The organism is Brevibacterium sp., from assembly GCF_052105255.1.
Classification (GTDB): domain Bacteria; phylum Actinomycetota; class Actinomycetes; order Actinomycetales; family Brevibacteriaceae; genus Brevibacterium; species Brevibacterium linens_B.
Genome location: NZ_JBQDYQ010000001.1, coordinates 137,586 through 155,788 on the forward strand (window position 1 = coordinate 137,586; position 18,203 = coordinate 155,788).

Here is an 18,203-nt window from a genome sequence, read left to right on the forward strand (position 1 = left end):
GCCGCATGTGATTGACAGCTGCGCGTCCGGCGAGCTGTGAGAGTGGCGGCTGCGCTCGTCAGACTTCGCGCAGGGGTTTGTGGAAGGTCTCCTTGGCGCATATGACGGCGCCCAAGCAGACGGCCGCGGCGGCCATGAGGTACCAGCCGGGAGCCAGGTTCGAGTTAGTCACCCCGATGAGCAGAGTGGCCATGAACGGCGCCGTACCGCCGAACAGCGCGTTCGAGACGTTGAAGCTCACGGCGAATCCGGTGTAGCGGATCCGGGTCGGGAACATCTCCGCGAGGAAGCTCGGCAGGGTGCCGTCGTTGAGCGTGAGCATGGCCCCGAGGGCGATCTCGATGAGGACGACGACGGCGAAGCTTCCGGTATCGAGCAGCATGAAGGCAGGCACCGTGAGGACGATGAAGCAGATGGAGGCGATGGTGAGCATTCGTTTGCGCCCGAACCGGTCGGAGGCCAGACCGGTGAGCAGGATGAAGCCGATGTAGGTCACAAGAGCAATGGTCGTGGCGATGAATGATTCCGTCGCCCCGTAGCCGAGTTCCGTGGTGAGATATGTGGGCATGTAGGTGAGGACGACGTAGAAGCCGACGGCATTGAGCAGGACCGCGCACATCGCGATGAGCAGCGGCCGCCAGTGATCACGGAACATCGCGAACACCGGGGCCTTGATGACCTCATCCTGCTGCGCGAGCTCACGGAAGGCCGGGGTGTCCTCGAGCCGGGTGCGGATGTAGCGTCCGATGAGCCCCATGGGCGCGGCGAGGAAGAACGGGAGCCTCCAACCCCAGGTCTCCAGCTGAACGTCGGTGAGGGCAGAGGACAGCACCGCGGCCAGCACGGAGCCCAGCAGCAGGCCGGTCGCCGTGCTGGCGGGAACCACTGCCGCGTACAGTCCGCGTCGCCGCGGTGGTGCGTATTCGACGAGGAACGCCGAGGCGCCCGCATATTCGCCTGCCGCAGAGAATCCTTGGACGAGGCGGACGACGAGCAGCAGCACCGGAGCGAGGAAGCCGGCGACCGCGAAGCTCGGCAGCAGACCGATCGCAAAGGTCGAGACCGACATGATGAGGATCGACACGGACAGTGCGGAGCGACGTCCGATCTTGTCCCCGATGTGCCCCCAGATGAAGCCGCCGATGGGACGAACGACGAAGGAAACGGCAAAGACCGCGAAGGTCGACAGGAGAGCGAGATTGCCTTCGGACCTGGGAAAGAAGACGAGCGAGATCGTGGTGGCGAAATAGCCGTATACCCCGTAGTCGAACCATTCGACGAAGTTGCCGACGAAGCTGGCCGAGACGACACGTCGCAGCGTCCGCTTCTGTTCGAGTGTGGGGTGCTCGGACGATGACGGCCTCGTCTTCGCTGCGTCATTGTCCTCTGGAGCCAGGTCCGACTTCATTGTCTTCTCCGATGTGGTGGGCGGCTGAGATTCCGCGAGTTGCATTTATTGCAACTCGGTTGCATCCAACACTAAGGTCATCACAATCCCCGGTCAAGAGATTTCTGTCAGGAATGCGAAAGGACAGCGATCAGGCCCTGTCGGATTCAATATCCGACAGGGCCTGATCGCCGTCCATCTCGGCCTGACCGGCCGAGTGATGAGTGTCTGTCCTACCTGCTCGAAACGCGTCCGAAGAGATTCGCGATCGGCGCCAGCAGCAACGGCCTGGCCGCGAACCACCCAGCCACGACCACGACCATCGCGACGAGGAACCAGATGAGGCCGGCCCAACCGAGCACGTTAGTGCCCGCGAACATGTACCCGAGATTCTGCCGCAGTCCGGTCGTGAACACGAGAAACACGTGGACGAGGATGAAGAACACGAAGAACAGCATCGTCGGGAAATGGATCGCCCGAGCCAACGGCGCCGGGTAGAACTTGTTCAGCGTCGCAGCGTTCTTCGGCCACCACTCGCTCATCCGCACACCCGTGATCGCCGCCAACGGAGCCGCGATGAACACAACGATGAAGTACATCAGCTGCTGGAGAGCGTTGTAGTTGACCCACGCCTCTTCCATCGGCCATTCCATCGTCGCGTACTGCAGCATCGCCGAGACCGCGTTCGGGAACACTTCCCAACTGGTCGGCACGATGCGCGCCCAGTGCCCGGACACGAAGAGCAGCACGACGAAGACCACACCATTGGCCAGCCACAGCAGATCGAGGCTCGTGTGCAGCCAGAGGTTGATGCTGATCTTCTTCCCACCCTTCTTCGGGGTGTAGAACGCCGGCGGCTTCTGCTGGTGACGCACCTGCAGACCCGAACGGATGATGAGCACCATGAAGAAGATGTTGAGGAAGTGCGTCCACCGCACCCAGCCCGGGAAACCGGGATCGACGAATTCCGGGATGTGGTATTCGCCCGGGTAGCGCTCGAGGAACTCCGGCACGCCCGGCAGAGTCGTGACACCACGGGCGGCGAGGATGAGGATCCCGGCCACGACGATGAGTCCGCCGAGTCCCAGTCCGACGATCTTCGACCACTGTCCCAGCGACTTCGAACCGATCATGACCGGTTCCTTCTTCGCTGCGGGCTTCGCCGAGGCAGTACTGCCCGAACCGGACGATGTGGCCTTCGCGGCCGGTGCCGTCTTCGCAGCCGGCTTGTCCGCGGTGCGTGCGGCAGCCTTGTCGTCCGCCTTCGCGGCGGGCTTGGCCATCGGTTTGCGCTGGGCAGGCTTGTCCGCGGTCTTCGCCGCGGGGTTGCCCATCGGCTTGCGCTGAGCGGGCTTCTTCTCGGCTTCGTCGGATTTCTTCTCCGACGCCGAGGCGGCTCCCGCTGCGGCGGCACCTGCACCGGCGGCGGCTCCCGCACCTGCGGCTGCCGCACCGACGCCGCCGATTCCGGTGCGTCGGCCTTGGGGTTTCTTCTCAGCGGATTCGTCAGCTGCAGCCGGCTTCGCCTCGGCCGGCTTGCCCGCCGTGGCAGACGCAGCATCGGTCGACTTAGCGTCAGCGGCCTTTTCTTCAGCCGGAGCCGAAGCGGCGGCCGAGCCTGCGGCGGGCTTGGCAGCGCGTGCGGGTGCAAAGCCTTCCGGTGGCCAGGGGTCTCCCCCGGCGGTGCGGGGAAGTCCGCGGCGCAGCGGAACATCGGAAAGTTCTCCAGAGCCCGAGCCGCCGGCAGCTGCGGCCACACCGGCACCGGCAGCGCCCGCGCCAGCTGCGGCGGCAGCCGCAGGAGCAGCGGACGAGGACTCGGAGGTGGAATCGGCCGAAGTGGCAGCCCGAGCGGCTTCGGCAGAGTCGGTTTGAGCAGCGGATTCTTCTGCGGTGCTCTCGGCGGGCGCGAAGCCTTCCGGCGGCCAAGGATCTCCACCGGCGACACGCGGCAGTCCACGGCGCAGGGGGACCTCGACGGCGGGTGCAGATTCGGCAGAGGCAGCATCAGCGGCGGCAGGTTCTGCCGCAACCGACTCATCGTCCGAACCGGAAGCGGCGACGGAGGCGCCGGCAGCCACTCCGGCACCAGCCGTCACAGCGGCCGCAGCCGGAGCAGCCGAGGACTGTTCGTCCGATTCAGCGGACACCGCATCCTCGGTCGAATCCTCGACAGCGACATCCTCTTCAACTGCTGGTTCGTCCGGAGCCGACCGTTCAGCAGACGCAACGGGAGCAGCTGAGGCACCGGTGGCTTTCACTCCGGCAGGAGCAAGACCTTCCGGCGGCCAAGGCTCTCCACCCTCGACGCGCGGAAGACCACGACGCAGAGGCACCTCGGCAGAAGTAACTGCCTCAGCAGGCTCCTCGACCGAATCCTCAACGGGCTCTTCGGCTTCGGCGGAAGCCTCGGTCCCCGTCGATTCCTCGGCGTCGGTCACATCGGACTCGACCGCCTCGGCGGGGGAACCTTCATCCAGTTCCTCCGTCTCGGCAGTCTCCGGCAACCACGACGCACCCTCTTCCAAGGGTTCGCCGATGGTGCCCTCCGGGGGCCAGGGGTCTCCGCCTTCGACCCGGGGCAGACCCGAGCGCAGCGAACTGGAATAGGTTGCCATATCAGGACTTGTTCTCGTTCAATGATTCGATGACCTGGGGAACGACCTTGAACAGGTCGCCGACGATGCCGAAGTCGGCGATGTCGAAGATCGGGGCTTCGGCGTCCTTGTTGACCGCGACGATGGTCTTCGAGGTCTGCATTCCTGCCTTGTGCTGGATCGCGCCGGAGATGCCGAGCGCCACATAGAGCTGCGGGGACACCGACACACCGGTCTGGCCGACCTGGTGCGACTGGGCGATGTAACCGGCGTCGACGGCCGCACGGGAGGCGCCGAGGGCTGCGCCGAGGGTGTCGGCGAATTCGCCGACGAGCTCGAAGGACTCCTCCGAACCGACGCCGCGACCACCGGAGACGACCTTCTGCGCACCGCGCAGCTCGGGACGCGAGGAGGTCTCGACAACGGCTTCGAACGAGTCGATCGCGGCCGAGCGCTTACCGGAATCGGCGACCTCGAGGGGCTGCGTGTTCGCGGATTGTGCTTCTGCGCGAGCTTCGATTGCTCCCAGACGCACGGTGACGATCGGAGCACCGAAGGTCGGAGCCGAGGATGCGGTGTAGCCGCCGCCGTACACGGAGTGGTCCACCACGATGCCCTCGGAGTCGCGTTCGAGTCCGACGGCGTCGACGCACACGGCAGATCCGCTGCGCACAGCGTAGCGACCGGCGATGTCACGACCGTCGAGGGTATTGGGCACGAGCACAGCGTCGGGAGCGGTGAGCTCCGCGGCTGCGGCCACGGCGTCGACGGCTGCGGTGCCGAGGTTGCCCTCGGTGGTCGCGGCGGTCAGTGTTGCCACGGCACCGAGTTCGGCGGCCTTCTCGGCAGCGGCGTCGGCACTGCCGGCGGCGAGCACGAGGGCGACGGGCGAGCCGATCTCAGCGGCACCGCCGAGCAGTTCGGCGGCCGGCTTCTCCAGCTGACCTTCGGCATCGGCGGTGAGGACGACGAGAATGGAATCCTGCGGGAATTCTGACATGACGATTCTCCTTAGGCCAGACGGTTCTTGGTGAGGTATTCGGCGAGTTCGACTCCGCCATTGCCTTCGTCGACGACCTTCTCGCCAGCCTCGCGCGGCGGCTTCTCGGCGACGGCGACCATGATCGAGCGGGCCACGGACTGGTCCTCGGCATCGATGTCGAGATCGGCCAGGCTGATGACCTCGAAAGGCTTCTTCTTCGCCGCCATGATGCCCTTGAAGTTCGGGAATCGGGCCTCGGGAAGCGCCTCGGTGATGGAGATGACGGCGGGCAGTTCGGCCGAGACCTGCTGCTTACCGCCTTCGATGGCACGGCTGCCGGAGACCTTGCCATCGCCCAGTTCGACGGTCGTCAGGCCGGTCACGTGCGGGTAGTCGAGGTGCTCGGCGAGCATCGCCGGCATCATGCCGCCGTTGCCGTCGGTGGAGACGTTGCCGGTCACGACGAGGTCAAACTCACCGCGGCGCAGAGCAGCGGCGAGCACCTCGGCGGTCAGCCCGAGATCAGCGCCGGCCAGTCCTTCGTCGGCCACGTGCACAGCGTTGTCGGCGCCCATGGCCAGACCCTTGCGGATCGTCGCGGTCGCGGTATCGGGCGCCATCGAGATGACAGTCACCTCGGTGTCGCCGTCGGAGTCCTTCTGCGTCAAGGCGACCTCGAGGGCACGCTCACCGATCTCATCGAGGACGGCTTCCGAGGCGCCACGATCGGCGAGCCCGGTTTCCAAGTTCAACTTGCGGTCGCCGTACGTATCCGGGACCTCTTTGACCAACACCGCGATCTTCAAGGATGACTCCTTAGGTTCGTGAAGCAGTTCCAGCTGCGTGAGACTTTCGTCTCATAATCTACAGGTGGCTAATTTCCGTCCGTTGACCGGGTCCGGGTTAGAACCGATCATGTCCATCACCCATGGTACGTGGTAGGCACCACAGATATCTCCGATACTGTACGAACGATCGACAGAATTTGTCCAGTGCGTCGGACTCCCCAGACTCGCGGGCTCCCCTCGCCGAGGCGGTCCCCTGTCGTCGACGTCGGGACCTCGACGCGGCGCCGCCACTCGCCGAGGCGGGGCCCTAGAATGGGAAGCAGACCGACCATTCCTCCTGGTGCCCATCGCCGACTCTCCGGGCGAATGCATCCGGGCAGGCGGGACGCAGAGGTCGCAGGCAAGACGCAGACATCAACGGTGAAGGAGCGCCTCGTGGCATTCGACCTCGACGACATCGACCGCAGCATCATCGCCGCCCTCGTCGAGGACTCGCGCCTGAGCGTGCGCCAGCTGGCCGAACACGTCCACATCTCCCGCTCCGCCGCGCATAAGCGCTTCACCACCCTCATCGAATCGGGTGCGATCAGGAAGTTCACCGCCGAGGTGGACCGCGAGGCCCTCGGCATGACAGTCACCGCGGTTGTCGTCGTCAAGATCGACGACCACCCCTGGCCGCAGGTCCGTGACGACCTGGCAGCCCTTCCCTTCGTCGAGAAGGTCCAAGCCGTCAGCGGGGATATCGACGCCTTGGTGACGGTCAACGCGCCGGACAACACTGCACTGTCGCAGGTGATCCTGCGCCGCATCCACGAAGTCCCGGGCGTTGTGTCCTCCCGCTCACTCCTCATCCTCGATGAGGCCGAGGGCCGTCGCCCCGGCGCGGGCTGAGAACGGTCACAGCACCTCTGACTGAACGAAGCCCCCGGCGCCGGAATTTGCGCCGAGGGCTTCATGACGTGAAACAGAGAGAACCGCCGACGCCGCCCAACACTTCAAGCCAGCGTGTCAACCGCCTTAGGAAAGACCAGCGTTGCGTAATTCTCATAGGCTAGCCTAACCCGGGGATCGGGAGTGCACAACAGGCTGAGCCGGACTTTTTCAGCCATTGCGCTTGCCCCGTCTTATTCGCGGGGTCCCGACAGCAGCATGAGCGCGGCACCGGCGACGATGCGCTTGTACACCGGCTCGACAGACAGCGTGTCTCCGTCGGCTGTGAGGAGCCCGAGCTCGGTGAGCTCCTGCAGCTCGTCGGCCAGCAGTGTGGAGAGCCGATCGGTACGCTCCTCGTCGATGTCGAGTTCGGGACGTTCGGGTGCGGAGTCCGGAGTGATGATCTCGATGAGGCGTTGGGCGATCGTGATCGCCGGGGCGCCGTAGTCCTCTCCGGGAACGAGGTTGATCACGTCGAGCAGCCGCTCGTAGATGAAGGCGCCGATGACCGGCAGAGCGGTATCCGCGCTCACCTCACCCTTCTTCCACTCGTCGGCGGCGCTTCCCGGGCGGACCTTGGTGCCGGTGATCTCGGTGATCTCAGCACTCTGCATCACGGCCCACATTGCTTCGAGGACGGGCACCTCATCGGCGCTGCGCGCATAGTTCACGCCGTCTTCGTACCGGGCGTTCGACGCAACTCCGATGGCTTTGATGCCGAACTTTTCGGCCGCCTCGGCGATATCGGCCCGCTTCACCCGTCCCGTACCGGTCAACGGGCGGGAGTCGCCGATCCATTCGAGAATGCCGGCTACACCGGCGACGAGGCGATTGTGCGGCATGGGCTGCGCGAGCTGCTCCTCACTCAGGGCATTGGCTTCGACCGCGGCCATCAGGGCCGAGGGCAGCGGGTCGGTGCGCATGCTCGCGGCCTCGGCTCGGGCGCGGGCGGCGTTCCAGCGTTCGGGGTTCTCGTCGGTGTCCATGCGGAAGCGGAGATAGTTGTCGAGAGCTTCGAGGCTGTCGAGGAAGATCACCGTCGACGGCGATTCGCCATCGGTCTTCTCGGCCTCCTCCTGTCCGTCGACTGCGAAGCCTTCCAGGACGTCGAGGAGGTCGTCGATTCCCTCCGGTTCGTCGATATCTGCGCGGGAGGACACGGCGATGCAGAACAGGAGGTGGGCGATGTCGAAGACCTCCGAGTCCTCGTCGACGTCGTCGTAGGTCTCGGCCAGCCAGTCGCGGAAGCGCTGGTAGAGCGGCATTTCGTAGACGGTCTTCTCGACCTCGTCCATTCGTTCGTCGACGCCCTGCCGGTCGGCGTGGGGGTTCGCCTGTCCGCTCGCCTCGGCGCTCGATCCTCCGAGCCACTCAGGCAGGACCTGTTCTGCGGCAGGGCCGTCCTGGACGTTTTTGTCGTCCTGGAACACTCGGTCGGTGGAACCGTAGGTGCCGGCGACCGGTTCCGGATAGCCGTCGAGCGGCATGAGCTCGTCGACGACTTCCTGCTCCGAGACCTTGTTTCGCTTGGCCAGTCGTACGACCGCAGCGGCCACGGCGAGCATGGCCCCTTCGAGGACGGGACGTCCGCTGTTGTTGGTGATGAGGCGGTCGAGACTGTCGACGACGCGTCCCTTCTGTGCCAGGGCCAGGATGTCGCGGGCGACGTTGCGGGATTTCTTCGTCGGCCACTTCGGTGCCATCACTCCGCCGAGCTTCGGCCCGTGCACGTCGTCGGTGAACCATTCGTCGACGAGGCCCATCGCCGTCCCGGTCACCTGCGCGACGCTCGGGCTGAAGTCTTCGGGGTCGGAGGGCAGGGAGGCCACAACAGCCTCGGCGCGTTCGGTATCGCCCTCGACGAAGGCAAGGGCGAAGGACCGCAGCTTCCCCAGCGCCAGTCCGCGGTGGGCACCGACCGGGGTGAACAGGCGGCGGTTGTATTCCACCTGCGCCTTCTCCATGGCGGCGTGGAATTCGGCCTCGGTGAAGTCCGCATTCGGATCATCGATGTCAACGCCTTCGGCCTTGAGGAACGGCGCCAGCTCCCGCATCGTCCGGTCGCCCATGCCGGGGTTATGGCTGGTTCTGCCGCCCGCTGCCATTCCGTAGAATTCGGGACCGTCGAAGAAAGTAGACACGCACTGCTCCTGCCGAGGATGAACTGAAGCAATAACGTTAACAAGTCCGACCTCGTCCGCCATACAACTGCCCCGGCATGGCCCCGCGGCATTGCCGAGATCACACTCCGGGCCTGAACCGACCTTGCTGCACTGTCCAGCCAAACGTCCACTCGGCCCGCCGGAACCGGCCCCTTCGTCCCGAGTTCGCGACACGTTTGGCCGCCCGTCCTCACCTGCACCTCAGCCATGGAATCGTGACTCGGCTCACGCCAACATGGGGCCATGACCATTGACGTTCCCACCACAGGCCGCTCACTGCCCCAGCTGCAGCCGATCAGCTTCATCGGCGCAGATGGCCGGCTCACCGACACTCCGACCGAAGGGCTGCGGATCCCCAGCGATGCCACCCTCACCGGCCTCTACCGGCAGATGGTCCTCGTCCGCCGGTTCGAAGCACAGGTCACGCACCTGACCCGACAGGGTCGGCTCGCGACCTACCCCTCCGCGGCAGGTCAGGAAGCCGCCGAGGTCGGGGCCACCACCGCGCTGGCCCCGAACGATTGGCTCTTCCCCACCTACCGCGATTCGGCAGCGCTGCTGACCCGCGGTGTGCCCGTGGCCGAGATCCTCGCCGCCTTCCGCGGGGACTGGCACTGCGGTTTCGACCCGCACGAATATCACGCCTCACCTGCGGCGACACCGCTGGCAACGCAGACCCTTCATGCCACGGGATTCGCGATGGCCGCGAAGCTCAAGGGCGAGGATACAGCGACCCTGACCTTCCTCGGCGACGGCGCCAGCAGCGAAGGCGACACCCACGAGGCATTCAACTTCGCCTCCGTGTGGCAGACCCCGACGGTCTTCGTTCTGCAGAACAACCAGTACGCGATCTCCACTCCCCTGCGGGAGCAGACAAACGCGACGATGCTCGCCGATCGCGCCGCCGGCTACGGAATGCCGGGCCTGCGCGTCGACGGCAATGACGTCGCCGCCGTGTTCGCCGCTGTGTCCGCCGCTCTCGAACGTGGTCGGAACGGGGACGGTCCGACCCTTATCGAGTGCCTCACCTACCGGATGGAGTCGCACACGAACTCCGACGATCCGACGAAGTACCGCGACACCGAGGAGGTCGAGCACTGGAAGCAGTTCGATCCCATCGACCGTCTCGAGAAGTATCTGCGGCAGACCGGTGCCCTCGACAATTCAACAGTCGCAGAGGTCACTGAGGCGGCCGAGACCCTCGCCGCGTCCGTCCGCGATGCGATGAGCCAAGAGGCCGAGGTCGACCCGCGCGAGCTCTTCGCCCACGTCTATGCGGCCCCACGCACGGCCCTTGCCGAACAGCAGCAGGTCCTCGAAGCCGAACTCGCAGCGGCAGGCCACGCATGAGCGTCACGGCACCCGAGGCGACATCCGCCCCCGCCCCGTCGTCGGTGACGATGACGAAGGCGCTCAACCAGGCGCTGCGGGATTCCCTGGCCGACGACGACACCGTCCTCGTCTTCGGTGAGGATGTCGGCCGCCTCGGCGGGGTCTTCCGGGTCACGGAAGGACTGCGGGCCGAATTCGGGTCGAACCGGGTCTGGGATTCCCCGCTTGCGGAGTCTGGCATCATCGGCACGGCGATCGGCATGGCGATGAACGGCATGCGCCCGGTCGTCGAGATGCAGTTCGACGCCTACGCCTACCCCGCGTTCGAGCAGATCGTGTCCCATGCGGCGAAGATGCGGAACCGGACGAAGGGCCGGGTCAGCCTGCCGATCACGATTCGGATTCCCTATGCCGGCGACATCGGCGGGGTCGAGCATCACTCGGATTCGTCCGAGGCCTATTGGACGTCGACGCCGGGGCTGACCGTCGTCACGCCATCGAATCCGGCCGATGCGTATTCGCTGCTGCACGAGTCGATCGCCTCCGATGATCCGGTCGTGTTCATGGAACCGAAGTCCCGGTACTGGATGAAGGAGACGCTGAGCCTGCCCGTGACGACGGCGCCGATGAATCGGGCCGAGGTCATCCGCGAGGGCACCGACGTCACCCTGCTCGCCTATGGTCCGACGGTGCGGACGGCGCTCGATTCCGCCGAGGCCGGGGCCGAGCACGGACTGTCCATCGAGGTCATCGACCTGCGCACGCTCTCACCGTTCGATGATGAGAAGGTGTCTGAGTCCGTGCGCAAGACCTCGCGCGCGGCGATCATCCACGAGGCCGCGCAGTTCGGCGGATACGGCGCCGAGGTGGCCGCCCGCCTCACCGAACGCAACTTCCCTTACCTGTCGGCCCCGATCCTGCGGGTCACCGGGTTCGATGTGCCCTATCCGTCGCCGAAGCTCGAGGAGTTCTACTTGCCCACCGTCGAACGCGTGCTCGATGCGCTCGAGTCCTGGGATTGGGAGCTGTGATGAGTGCTGATCTGAATACCGGTATGCGCGACACGGGGACGCGCGAGTTCATCCTTCCCGACCTCGGGGAGGGCCTGACCGAGGCGGAGCTGATCTCCTGGAAGGTCGAGATCGGGGACGAGGTCCACGTCGATCAGATGGTCGTCGAGGTCGAGTCCGCGAAGTCCGTCGTGGAACTCCCCTGCCCGTACGCCGGGCGGATCGTCAGCCTCCATGCGAATACCGGGGACACCGTCAGCGCAGGTCAGGTCCTGCTCTCCGTCGCCGAGGCGAGGGCCGAGGCAGGCGCGGGTGCTGGGGCGGGCGCGGATGCTGAGTCGGCGGACAGCGAATCGAGCGGCGCGAACCTCATCGGCTACGGCACGTCGGAGCCGAAGACCCGGTCGACGAAGAAGCGCTCATTCGGCGGCAAGCACGCGGCAGCGCCCCCTGTTCCGACCGTCATTCCAGATGCTCCTCCGCAGCCGCCGACAGAAGTGCCGGTTCCCGCCAACGACCCGTCGTCGACCGGAACTGATGCGTCATCGGCAGTGATCAGCGACCATGTCTCTCCCGTGTCGTCTCCCCTCGTGCGCAAGCTCGCGAAGGATCACGGCATCAGTGCCAAGAGCCTGCCCGGCACGGGCCACGGCGGGGTCGTGACCAGGGCTGATGTCATGGCCGCGATCGAGTCCGGGGCAAGTGCCGCTGCCCACGTCCCCGCGGGGACGTCACCGGCGAAGGTGCCTTCGCCTGCAGCGAGCTCCGACCGGAGCGACCGCGATACCCGCACCCCGATCACGGGACTGCGGAAGGTCGTGTCCGAACGCCTGACGAAGTCGCGGCAGGAGATTCCCGAGGCCACGATCTGGCTCGACGTCGACGCCACCGAGCTGCTGGCGACGAAGCAGGCGCTCGAGGCCCGCACGGGTGAGAAGTATTCGCTGTTGTCGCTCGTCGCCCGCTTCGTTGTGGCCGGTCTGAAGAAGTACCCGATCATCAACTCGTCGATCGACACGGCTGCCGGTGAGATCGTCACCCACGGCGACATCAACCTCGGCCTGGCCGCGCAGACTCCGCGCGGACTCATGGTCCCCGTCGTCCACGGGGCCGGCGAGATGAGCCTGCGGCAGCTGCGCGACTCCGTGTCCGAGACCGTCGGGAAGGCCGCCTCGGGGAAGTTCGATCCGTCCGAGCTGACCGGCGGCACGTTCACCCTGAACAACTACGGGGTGTTCGGCGTCGACGGTTCGGCCCCGATCATCAACCTCCCCGAGGTGGCGATGCTCGGTCTCGGCCGGATCAAGGACCGCCCGTGGGTCTCACACGGCGAGCTGACGGTGCGCAAGGTGATGTACCTGTCGTTCGTCTTCGACCACCGGGCGTGCGATGGTCAGGAGCCCAGTGAGTTCCTCACCTTCGTCGCCGACTGCATCGAGAATCCGATCTCACTGCTGCCCGAGCTCTGACCGGCGAGGGCAGGGCTGCGCGAACGTCTTCCTCAGAGATCTCCGCACGGTCTCCGCTGTGCTTCCACGCCAGGTCGGCGATGGCCAGAAGACGAAGGGGGTTGCCGTCCGCCGCTTCGACGACGCGGCGGATGGCAGCCTCGGTGATCGTCTTTTCGGTGTCAGCGATCGACGCCGACACGACTTCCCGCACACTGTCGTCGCTCAGCCGTTCCAGGTCGACCCGCGCCGACCGCGCCAGGTAGGGAATCGCGTCCGCCGCGAACAGCGCATTCATTGCGTCGGCGGGACCGGTGAACGCGAGCGCGAGAGGAATGCTCTCGGCAAACGCGTCCGCCACCGTACCCGCCACCTGTTCCAAATCCCGCAACGGTGCCCGATCGATATCGTCCACCGTGATGAGGACTCCTTCAACCGCTCCGTCGCCGAGCAGAGAAGGAATCTGCGCCTCGGCCAATCGCTCGGCAAGCCCGTCTTCACCCGGGAGGTGCACGGTGGCCCAGCTGCGCGACGTTGCCACTTCCTCGAACACCGTGAGCATGCTGCTCTTCCCCATACCCGACTCACCAGTGACGAGCGTGGATCGCCCCATTGCGCCGTGACCGTTGTCGAGCGCATACGCAAAATCATTGATGAAGGACTGCCGTTCGACGAGCACAGGCGGGAGCGTTCCCGGCCGCAGGGCGAAGGGAGACTGTCGTCGAGCGGTCATCTCTGCCAGCATAGCCGTCCGGTTCCACACTTCGGTTCGCTGACGTTCGGGCCGATCGATTCCGAGGGCGCGCTTCGAGGTGAAGGCCGAGCGCCTCAGTCACTCATCCAGCAGAGCGGCCGCGTACATCGGGCGGGCTGCGTCGGCGCTCGGGGGATGGAAGAGTCCGGCCGTGGCATCGCGGAAGAGGCGCGAGAGCTCGTGCTTGTTGCCGAACCCGCTGCCGCTCGTGGACATGAGCGCGGCCTCGGCGCTGCGGCGGGCCGCCTCGGCGGACTTGATCCTCGCCCCCACCAGACGCAGCGGCCAGCCGGCACCGTGGTCGATGAGGTTATCGAAGTCCCGGGCGTAGGCGTCGATCATCGCCGTCACGGGCATGAAGTCGAGGTGCGCATCGGCTAGGCGGGTCCGGGCCTCGGGCACCTCGGCGAAGGTGACGTCGGCCTTCGCGGACTTCCGCTTGTGCAGTCCAGCCGCGCCCAACTCGAGCGCCCGCGCCGCGACTCCGGCGTAGACGGCGGCGATGAGCAGCTGGAAGTTGCTCGTGATCGCGAAGGTGAGCAGGTCGGGATGCTTGCCGGCGGGGATGACACGGGAGACCCGCTCAGGCTTCATCGGCACGTGGTCGAGGATCGTCGCCCGCGACTGCGAGGCACGCATTCCCAGCACATCCCAGTCATCGGAGACCGTGATCCCGGGCGCATCCCGTTCGATGAACCCGTAGACGAGCCGCCCCTCGGCGGGTTCCTCGGCATCGGGGCCGGCGATCCCGTCGTCGTCGGCTGCCACGGCGCCGTGGACGATGAGCCTCGTCCACACGGGCGAGAGCGAGGTGAAGATCTTCACCCCGGTCAGTTCGTATCCGCCGTCGGTCGTCGGCACCGCCTCGGTGGTCGAACCCTGCAGGACCCAGTCGTTCGACGGCTCCGAGATGCCGAAGGCGAAGATCTCACCGGCCATGACCTCGTCGAACACCCAGTTCAGGGAGTCGTCGCCGCGGTCAGTCAGCGCCTTGACCACCCCGGTGGTCATGAGGTGCATGTTGATCGCCAGGGCCGTGCCGGGCGCTGCCGCTGCCAGCCGCTGCTGCAGTCGGCTGACCTCGAACAGGCTCAGCCCCGGCCCGCCGTGGGACTCGGGCACGAAGAGGGTGAGGTAGCCGAGGTCCTCCAGCTCGGCGAGGTCCTCGTCGAAGAATCGGTTCTCGCGGTCATAGACGTCGGCTCGTTCGCGGAATCGTTCGAGCACATCATCGGGCAGGTACCGCGCGGCGAGTTCGCTCACGCGTGTCTCACGGTCGGTCATCGTCTCTCCTCTGTTCCAGTGTCGTCAGGACGTCGGTTCGCCTGTTCTACAGGGCCTCAGCCCGACGCAGGATGATCGCGCCATTGTGCCCGCCGAAGCCGAACGACGTCGACAGCACGGTGTCCACGGCCACTTCGGCGAGGTTCTGCCCGCCGTTCATGTCACGGGCGTGACCAGCAACGATGTGCCATTCGGGGAATTCGCTGTCGTCGAGGTTGAGCGTCGGGGGCAGCGTCTGATCACGCAGCGTCAGGGTCGCGATGATCGCCTCGACGACCCCCGAGGCGCCGAGGAGGTGTCCCGTCGTCGATTTCGTGGCCGAGATCGGGATCGTCCCTCCGGCCTCTCCCAGGGCTGCGTCGAAGGCGGCGAGTTCGGCTCGGTCTCCGGCCGGTGTGCCCGTCGCGTGGGCGTTGATGTGGTCGATATCGCCGGGTTCCAGCCCTGCGTCGCTCAGGGCCTGGACCACCGCCGAGGCGGCTCCCCGTCCGCCCGGATGCGGATTCGTCGGGTGGTGGGCATCGCTGGCGGCGCCGAATCCGGCGAGTTCTGCCCAGGCCGTCGCCCCACGTGAGGCCGCCGAATCAGCGGATTCGAGGAGGATCGCGGCCGCGCCCTGGCTCATGACGAAGCCGTTGCGGCCCCGGTCGAAGGGGCGGCTGGCGGCGGTCGGATCGTCTTCGTATCCGGCCGCGAGCGCGCGCATATTCGCGTTCGAGGCGAGATTGACCGGGCCAAGGCAGTCCTCCATGCCGACGACGAGCACGGCGTCGGCGTAGCCGTGGCGGATGCGGCGCATCGCCTCGCCGAGGCCGATCGCCCCGGAGGCGCAGGTCGCCGAGACTCCCTGCCCGGGCCCGCGCAAGTCGAAGCGCTGGCTGATGAGCGCTGCCGCGGAGTCCGGTGCACCGTGGATGGACAGGGTCAGCGGAACGGACCTGGGGCCGTCCGCGTCGAGGCGTCGCGTGGCCTCCTGCATGGCGTCGACGGGCCCGGAACCGGTGGCGGCGATGACGGCCACGCGGTCGCGGTCCCACGGCAGCTCCTCGGCCGGGGCGGGGAATCCCGCGTGGTCGAGCGCCTGGTCGGCGGCGGCGATGGCCCAGTGCTGGACGGGGCTGAGACGGCGGGCGAGCGCCCGGGGCAGAACCGCCTCGGCGTCGAAGTCCGTGATCTGCCCGCCGATCCGCACGCCAAGGTCGTCGAACCGTTCACCTGCGAGGACGTCGATGGCGCTGATGCCGCCGCGCACAGACTGCCAGAGGGTTTCGGGGTCCTGGCCGCTCGGAGTGATGGCGCCGAGTCCGGTGATGGCGACGTCGCGCATGCCATCCGTCCGGTGCCGATTGCTCGAGAAGGCGTTCACAGTCGCTGTGCCTTTCCGCTCATGACCAGGTCAACGGTTTCGTGGCGGCGAATCTTCCCGCCGACCGTTCGCGGCAGTCGGTCGAGTGAGTAGAACCGTCGCGGCACGAACTGCGGGGCCAGTTCCGCCCGGGCGTGAGCGAGCAAAGCTGATTTGTCGAGCGGAGTCGAGTTCAGACCAGGCGTGCCCGAGCCCCTGGGTCCGTCGTCGGAGGCAGGTTCCCCAAAACCCGGTTCGATGACGAGGGCGACGGTGCTGCCGAGACCGTTGTCGGGCAGCGCGATCGCGCAGACTTCGCCGAGGCGGCCCTGCCCCGACCCCCGACCCCCGCGGTCGAATTCCTCGAATGCTCGTTCCACCTCGGGCAGGGACACCTTGTGTCCACCGGTGATCGCGATGTCACCGGCCCGTCCGGCGAGCTGGAGGAGTCCGTTGTCGATCCGCCCCTGGTCACCGACCGTTGCCCAACCGTCGGGACGTCGCAGCTGAGCGTCGGTGGTGCCCGTGACATAGCCGTTCGAGCAGGCGGCGGCCTTGATCCAGACCGTGCCGATCTCTCCGTCGGGAAGCCGATCGCCGGATTCGTCGCGGACCTCGACGCCGATGGTGTCATAGATCGAGATCCAGGTGCCGTCACCGTCACGACTGTCGCCGATGAACCCGATCTCGGCGGCACCGTAGTAGCTGATGAGCCGGGCGTCGGGGAGGACGTCAGCGAGGGCCGAGCGGATGGATGCCGGCAGGTTCGCTCCCCCGGTGACGACGAGGTCGAGACCGAGGAAGTTCTCCGGTGTTCGGCGGGCCGCCTCGGCGAGGGCCTTCACGACGGCGGGCACGGCGACGACGCGGGTGATGGCTTCGTCGGTGATGCGCGAGCCCATGGTGAACGGGTCGAAGTCGTCGGCGACGTGGACGCTGCCGCCGGTGGCGAGGGATTCGATGACGGCGTAGAGGGTGAGGCTGTAGGACACGGGACCAGGCGCCAGGGTGGCCACCCCGGGGAAGGGTTCGAGGTGGGCCGAGGACACGGAGACGTTGTCGCGGTACTGCTGCCGGGTCTTGATGAAGGCCTTCGGGTTGCTCGTCGTGCCGGAGGAGAAGAGCATGAGGAACGGCTCGTCGGCCTCGCGGACGCTCGGCGGTGCGGTGTCGGCAGGATCGATGGCGGCTTCGCGGGCCTGGAAATCGGCGGCGGTGATGACGGTTCCGGTCCAGCCGGCGGCGGCGAGCGCCTCGGCGAGGTGGGTCGAGTCGCTGATGACGACACCGACTCCCGTGGTCGTGATGACTCCGACCTGGTGGCTCAGCGGCCAGCGGGGATCGATCGTGGCCGAGACCGCGCGGAAGCCGGCGAGGCCCGCGATGATGCGGGAGGTCTCGAACGCCGAGGTGAGGCTGACGGCCGTGATCGGGATGCCGTGAGTCTGGGGAGCCGGGATCGGCGAGTCGGACTGGGCATGGTGGAGGGCGTCGACGGCGGCGAACATCGTCCGCGAGCCTTCGGCGAGCTGCGAGTAGGTCAGCTGTCCGTCCCCACCGACGATGGCAAGCCGATCGGGGTCGACGTCGGCGACCTCGAGGATCGTCGCGGTGATCGGCATGCTTCCCTCCGCAGTCTCGCTCCACGGCCGTCCGACCGAGCCGCCTGGCACCAGTATAGGAGTCGGTCGACTCCGCCAATTGAGCAGCTGTACGCGTCCGCGTCGATCGTGCTTCATCACCCGGTCATCTGCAACGCCGAGGACGACTGCTGGCGGACTCATGCTGGCGGCGACCCTGGTCTCGTTCACGCTGTGGTCGTTCGACTTCGTCGGAGCCGGGTCCAACCGGCTCGTCCTCATCACGACGATCGTCTTCGACACGTTCATGGCCTTCAACATCGGCGGCAATGACGTGGCGAACTCCTTCGGCACCTCGGTGGGCGCCGGAACGCTGAGCATGAAGCAAGCCCTCATGGTCGCAGCGGTCTTCGAGGTCAGCGGCGCCGTCCTCGCCGGCGGCGAGGTCACCGACACCGTCCGCAGCGGCATCAGCTCCGTCGGCAACTTCCTCATCATGGCGATGATCGGTGCGGGCCTGTGGTTCATCGGCCGCAATGTCATCAGGACGGTCGGCACGGGGCTGACGAAGATCCATCCTGCCTCGGGCTTCGCCGCCGAA

At 66.6% G+C, this 18,203-nt stretch carries 14 protein-coding genes; 5 read left to right on the top strand and 9 right to left on the bottom strand.

From position 1 onward, the window contains the following. Positions 1–58: 58 nt before the first annotated feature. The 4 genes from ACTIIH_RS00650 to ACTIIH_RS00665 all read right to left on the bottom strand — a co-directional run bounded on the left by ACTIIH_RS00650 (position 59) and on the right by ACTIIH_RS00665 (position 5,772). The gene (locus tag ACTIIH_RS00650; protein WP_169250878.1) at positions 59–1,408 is read right to left on the bottom strand and encodes an MFS transporter; all 1,350 of its coding nucleotides are present in this window, start codon (positions 1,406–1,408) and stop codon (positions 59–61) included. Positions 1,409–1,620: 212 nt separating this feature from the next. Continuing rightward, entirely contained in the window at positions 1,621–4,005 is a 2,385-nt protein-coding gene (locus ACTIIH_RS00655) for a cytochrome b/b6 domain-containing protein (protein WP_441450026.1), read from the bottom strand. A gap of 1 nt (position 4,006) precedes the next feature. Further along, entirely contained in the window at positions 4,007–4,984 is a 978-nt protein-coding gene (locus ACTIIH_RS00660) for an electron transfer flavoprotein subunit alpha/FixB family protein (RefSeq protein ID WP_441450027.1), read from the bottom strand. A gap of 11 nt (positions 4,985–4,995) precedes the next feature. Next, entirely contained in the window at positions 4,996–5,772 is a 777-nt protein-coding gene (locus ACTIIH_RS00665) for an electron transfer flavoprotein subunit beta/FixA family protein (protein ID WP_441450028.1), read from the bottom strand. Positions 5,773–6,189: 417 nt separating this feature from the next. On the opposite strand from ACTIIH_RS00665, the gene ACTIIH_RS00670 reads away from it, so the two are divergent. Next, positions 6,190–6,645, top strand: a complete 456-nt coding sequence (locus tag ACTIIH_RS00670) for an Lrp/AsnC family transcriptional regulator (protein ID WP_441450029.1) — start codon at positions 6,190–6,192, stop codon at positions 6,643–6,645. A 233-nt stretch (positions 6,646–6,878) separates the two neighbouring features. On the opposite strand, the gene ACTIIH_RS00675 is transcribed toward ACTIIH_RS00670, so the two are convergent. After that, positions 6,879–8,828, bottom strand: coding sequence for a hypothetical protein (locus tag ACTIIH_RS00675; protein ID WP_441450030.1), 1,950 nt, complete (start codon positions 8,826–8,828; stop codon positions 6,879–6,881). 264 nt (positions 8,829–9,092) lie between these two features. Between ACTIIH_RS00675 and pdhA the strand changes: the two genes are divergently transcribed. Genes pdhA through ACTIIH_RS00690 form a run of 3 tightly spaced genes read left to right on the top strand, consistent with a single transcriptional unit; the run spans position 9,093 to position 12,660 of the window. Next, positions 9,093–10,199, top strand: a complete 1,107-nt coding sequence (gene pdhA, locus ACTIIH_RS00680; RefSeq protein WP_441450031.1) for a pyruvate dehydrogenase (acetyl-transferring) E1 component subunit alpha — start codon at positions 9,093–9,095, stop codon at positions 10,197–10,199. Beyond that, positions 10,196–11,212, top strand: a complete 1,017-nt coding sequence (locus tag ACTIIH_RS00685; RefSeq protein ID WP_441450032.1) for an alpha-ketoacid dehydrogenase subunit beta — start codon at positions 10,196–10,198, stop codon at positions 11,210–11,212. The genes pdhA and ACTIIH_RS00685 overlap by 4 nt, the downstream gene beginning before the upstream one ends. Next, positions 11,212–12,660 carry a dihydrolipoamide acetyltransferase family protein gene (locus ACTIIH_RS00690; RefSeq protein ID WP_441450033.1) on the top strand — a complete coding sequence of 483 codons (1,449 nt, stop codon included), beginning with the start codon at positions 11,212–11,214 and terminating at the stop codon, positions 12,658–12,660. The genes ACTIIH_RS00685 and ACTIIH_RS00690 overlap by 1 nt, the downstream gene beginning before the upstream one ends. Here the strand turns inward: ACTIIH_RS00690 and ACTIIH_RS00695 are convergent. The 4 genes from ACTIIH_RS00695 to ACTIIH_RS00710 form a co-directional block, all read right to left on the bottom strand. Beyond that, on the bottom strand, positions 12,605–13,372 hold the full coding sequence (locus ACTIIH_RS00695) for a phage tail protein (RefSeq protein ID WP_441450034.1): 768 nt from the start codon (positions 13,370–13,372) through the stop codon (positions 12,605–12,607). The two genes, ACTIIH_RS00690 and ACTIIH_RS00695, sit on opposite strands and share 56 nt — an antisense overlap. A gap of 99 nt (positions 13,373–13,471) precedes the next feature. Beyond that, positions 13,472–14,677: an acyl-CoA dehydrogenase family protein gene (locus tag ACTIIH_RS00700; protein ID WP_441450035.1), complete on the bottom strand. Its 1,206-nt coding sequence runs from the start codon at positions 14,675–14,677 to the stop codon at positions 13,472–13,474. A 46-nt stretch (positions 14,678–14,723) separates the two neighbouring features. After that, positions 14,724–16,004 carry a beta-ketoacyl-[acyl-carrier-protein] synthase family protein gene (locus ACTIIH_RS00705; protein WP_441450036.1) on the bottom strand — a complete coding sequence of 427 codons (1,281 nt, stop codon included), beginning with the start codon at positions 16,002–16,004 and terminating at the stop codon, positions 14,724–14,726. A 35-nt stretch (positions 16,005–16,039) separates the two neighbouring features. After that, positions 16,040–17,644 carry a class I adenylate-forming enzyme family protein gene (locus tag ACTIIH_RS00710; RefSeq protein ID WP_441450037.1) on the bottom strand — a complete coding sequence of 535 codons (1,605 nt, stop codon included), beginning with the start codon at positions 17,642–17,644 and terminating at the stop codon, positions 16,040–16,042. 160 nt (positions 17,645–17,804) lie between these two features. Here ACTIIH_RS00710 and ACTIIH_RS00715 point away from each other — a divergent pair. Then, on the top strand, positions 17,805–18,203 hold a 399-nt coding region (locus ACTIIH_RS00715), incomplete at its 3' end, for an inorganic phosphate transporter (protein WP_441450038.1).

Bases quoted from the DNA above. Each gene is read 5' to 3' on its own strand.
- ACTIIH_RS00650 (WP_169250878.1), bottom strand. From the start codon at position 1,408: ATGAAGTCGGACCTGGCTCCAGAGGACAATGACGCAGCGAAGACGAGG.
- ACTIIH_RS00655 (WP_441450026.1), bottom strand. From the start codon at position 4,005: ATGGCAACCTATTCCAGTTCGCTGCGCTCGGGTCTGCCCCGGGTCGAA.
- ACTIIH_RS00660 (WP_441450027.1), bottom strand. From the start codon at position 4,984: ATGTCAGAATTCCCGCAGGATTCCATTCTCGTCGTCCTCACCGCCGAT.
- pdhA (WP_441450031.1), top strand. From the start codon at position 9,093: ATGACCATTGACGTTCCCACCACAGGCCGCTCACTGCCCCAGCTGCAG.
- ACTIIH_RS00685 (WP_441450032.1), top strand. From the start codon at position 10,196: ATGAGCGTCACGGCACCCGAGGCGACATCCGCCCCCGCCCCGTCGTCG.
- ACTIIH_RS00690 (WP_441450033.1), top strand. From the start codon at position 11,212: ATGAGTGCTGATCTGAATACCGGTATGCGCGACACGGGGACGCGCGAG.
- ACTIIH_RS00695 (WP_441450034.1), bottom strand. From the start codon at position 13,372: ATGACCGCTCGACGACAGTCTCCCTTCGCCCTGCGGCCGGGAACGCTC.
- ACTIIH_RS00700 (WP_441450035.1), bottom strand. From the start codon at position 14,677: ATGACCGACCGTGAGACACGCGTGAGCGAACTCGCCGCGCGGTACCTG.
- ACTIIH_RS00705 (WP_441450036.1), bottom strand. From the start codon at position 16,004: ATGCGCGACGTCGCCATCACCGGACTCGGCGCCATCACTCCGAGCGGC.
- ACTIIH_RS00710 (WP_441450037.1), bottom strand. From the start codon at position 17,644: ATGCCGATCACCGCGACGATCCTCGAGGTCGCCGACGTCGACCCCGAT.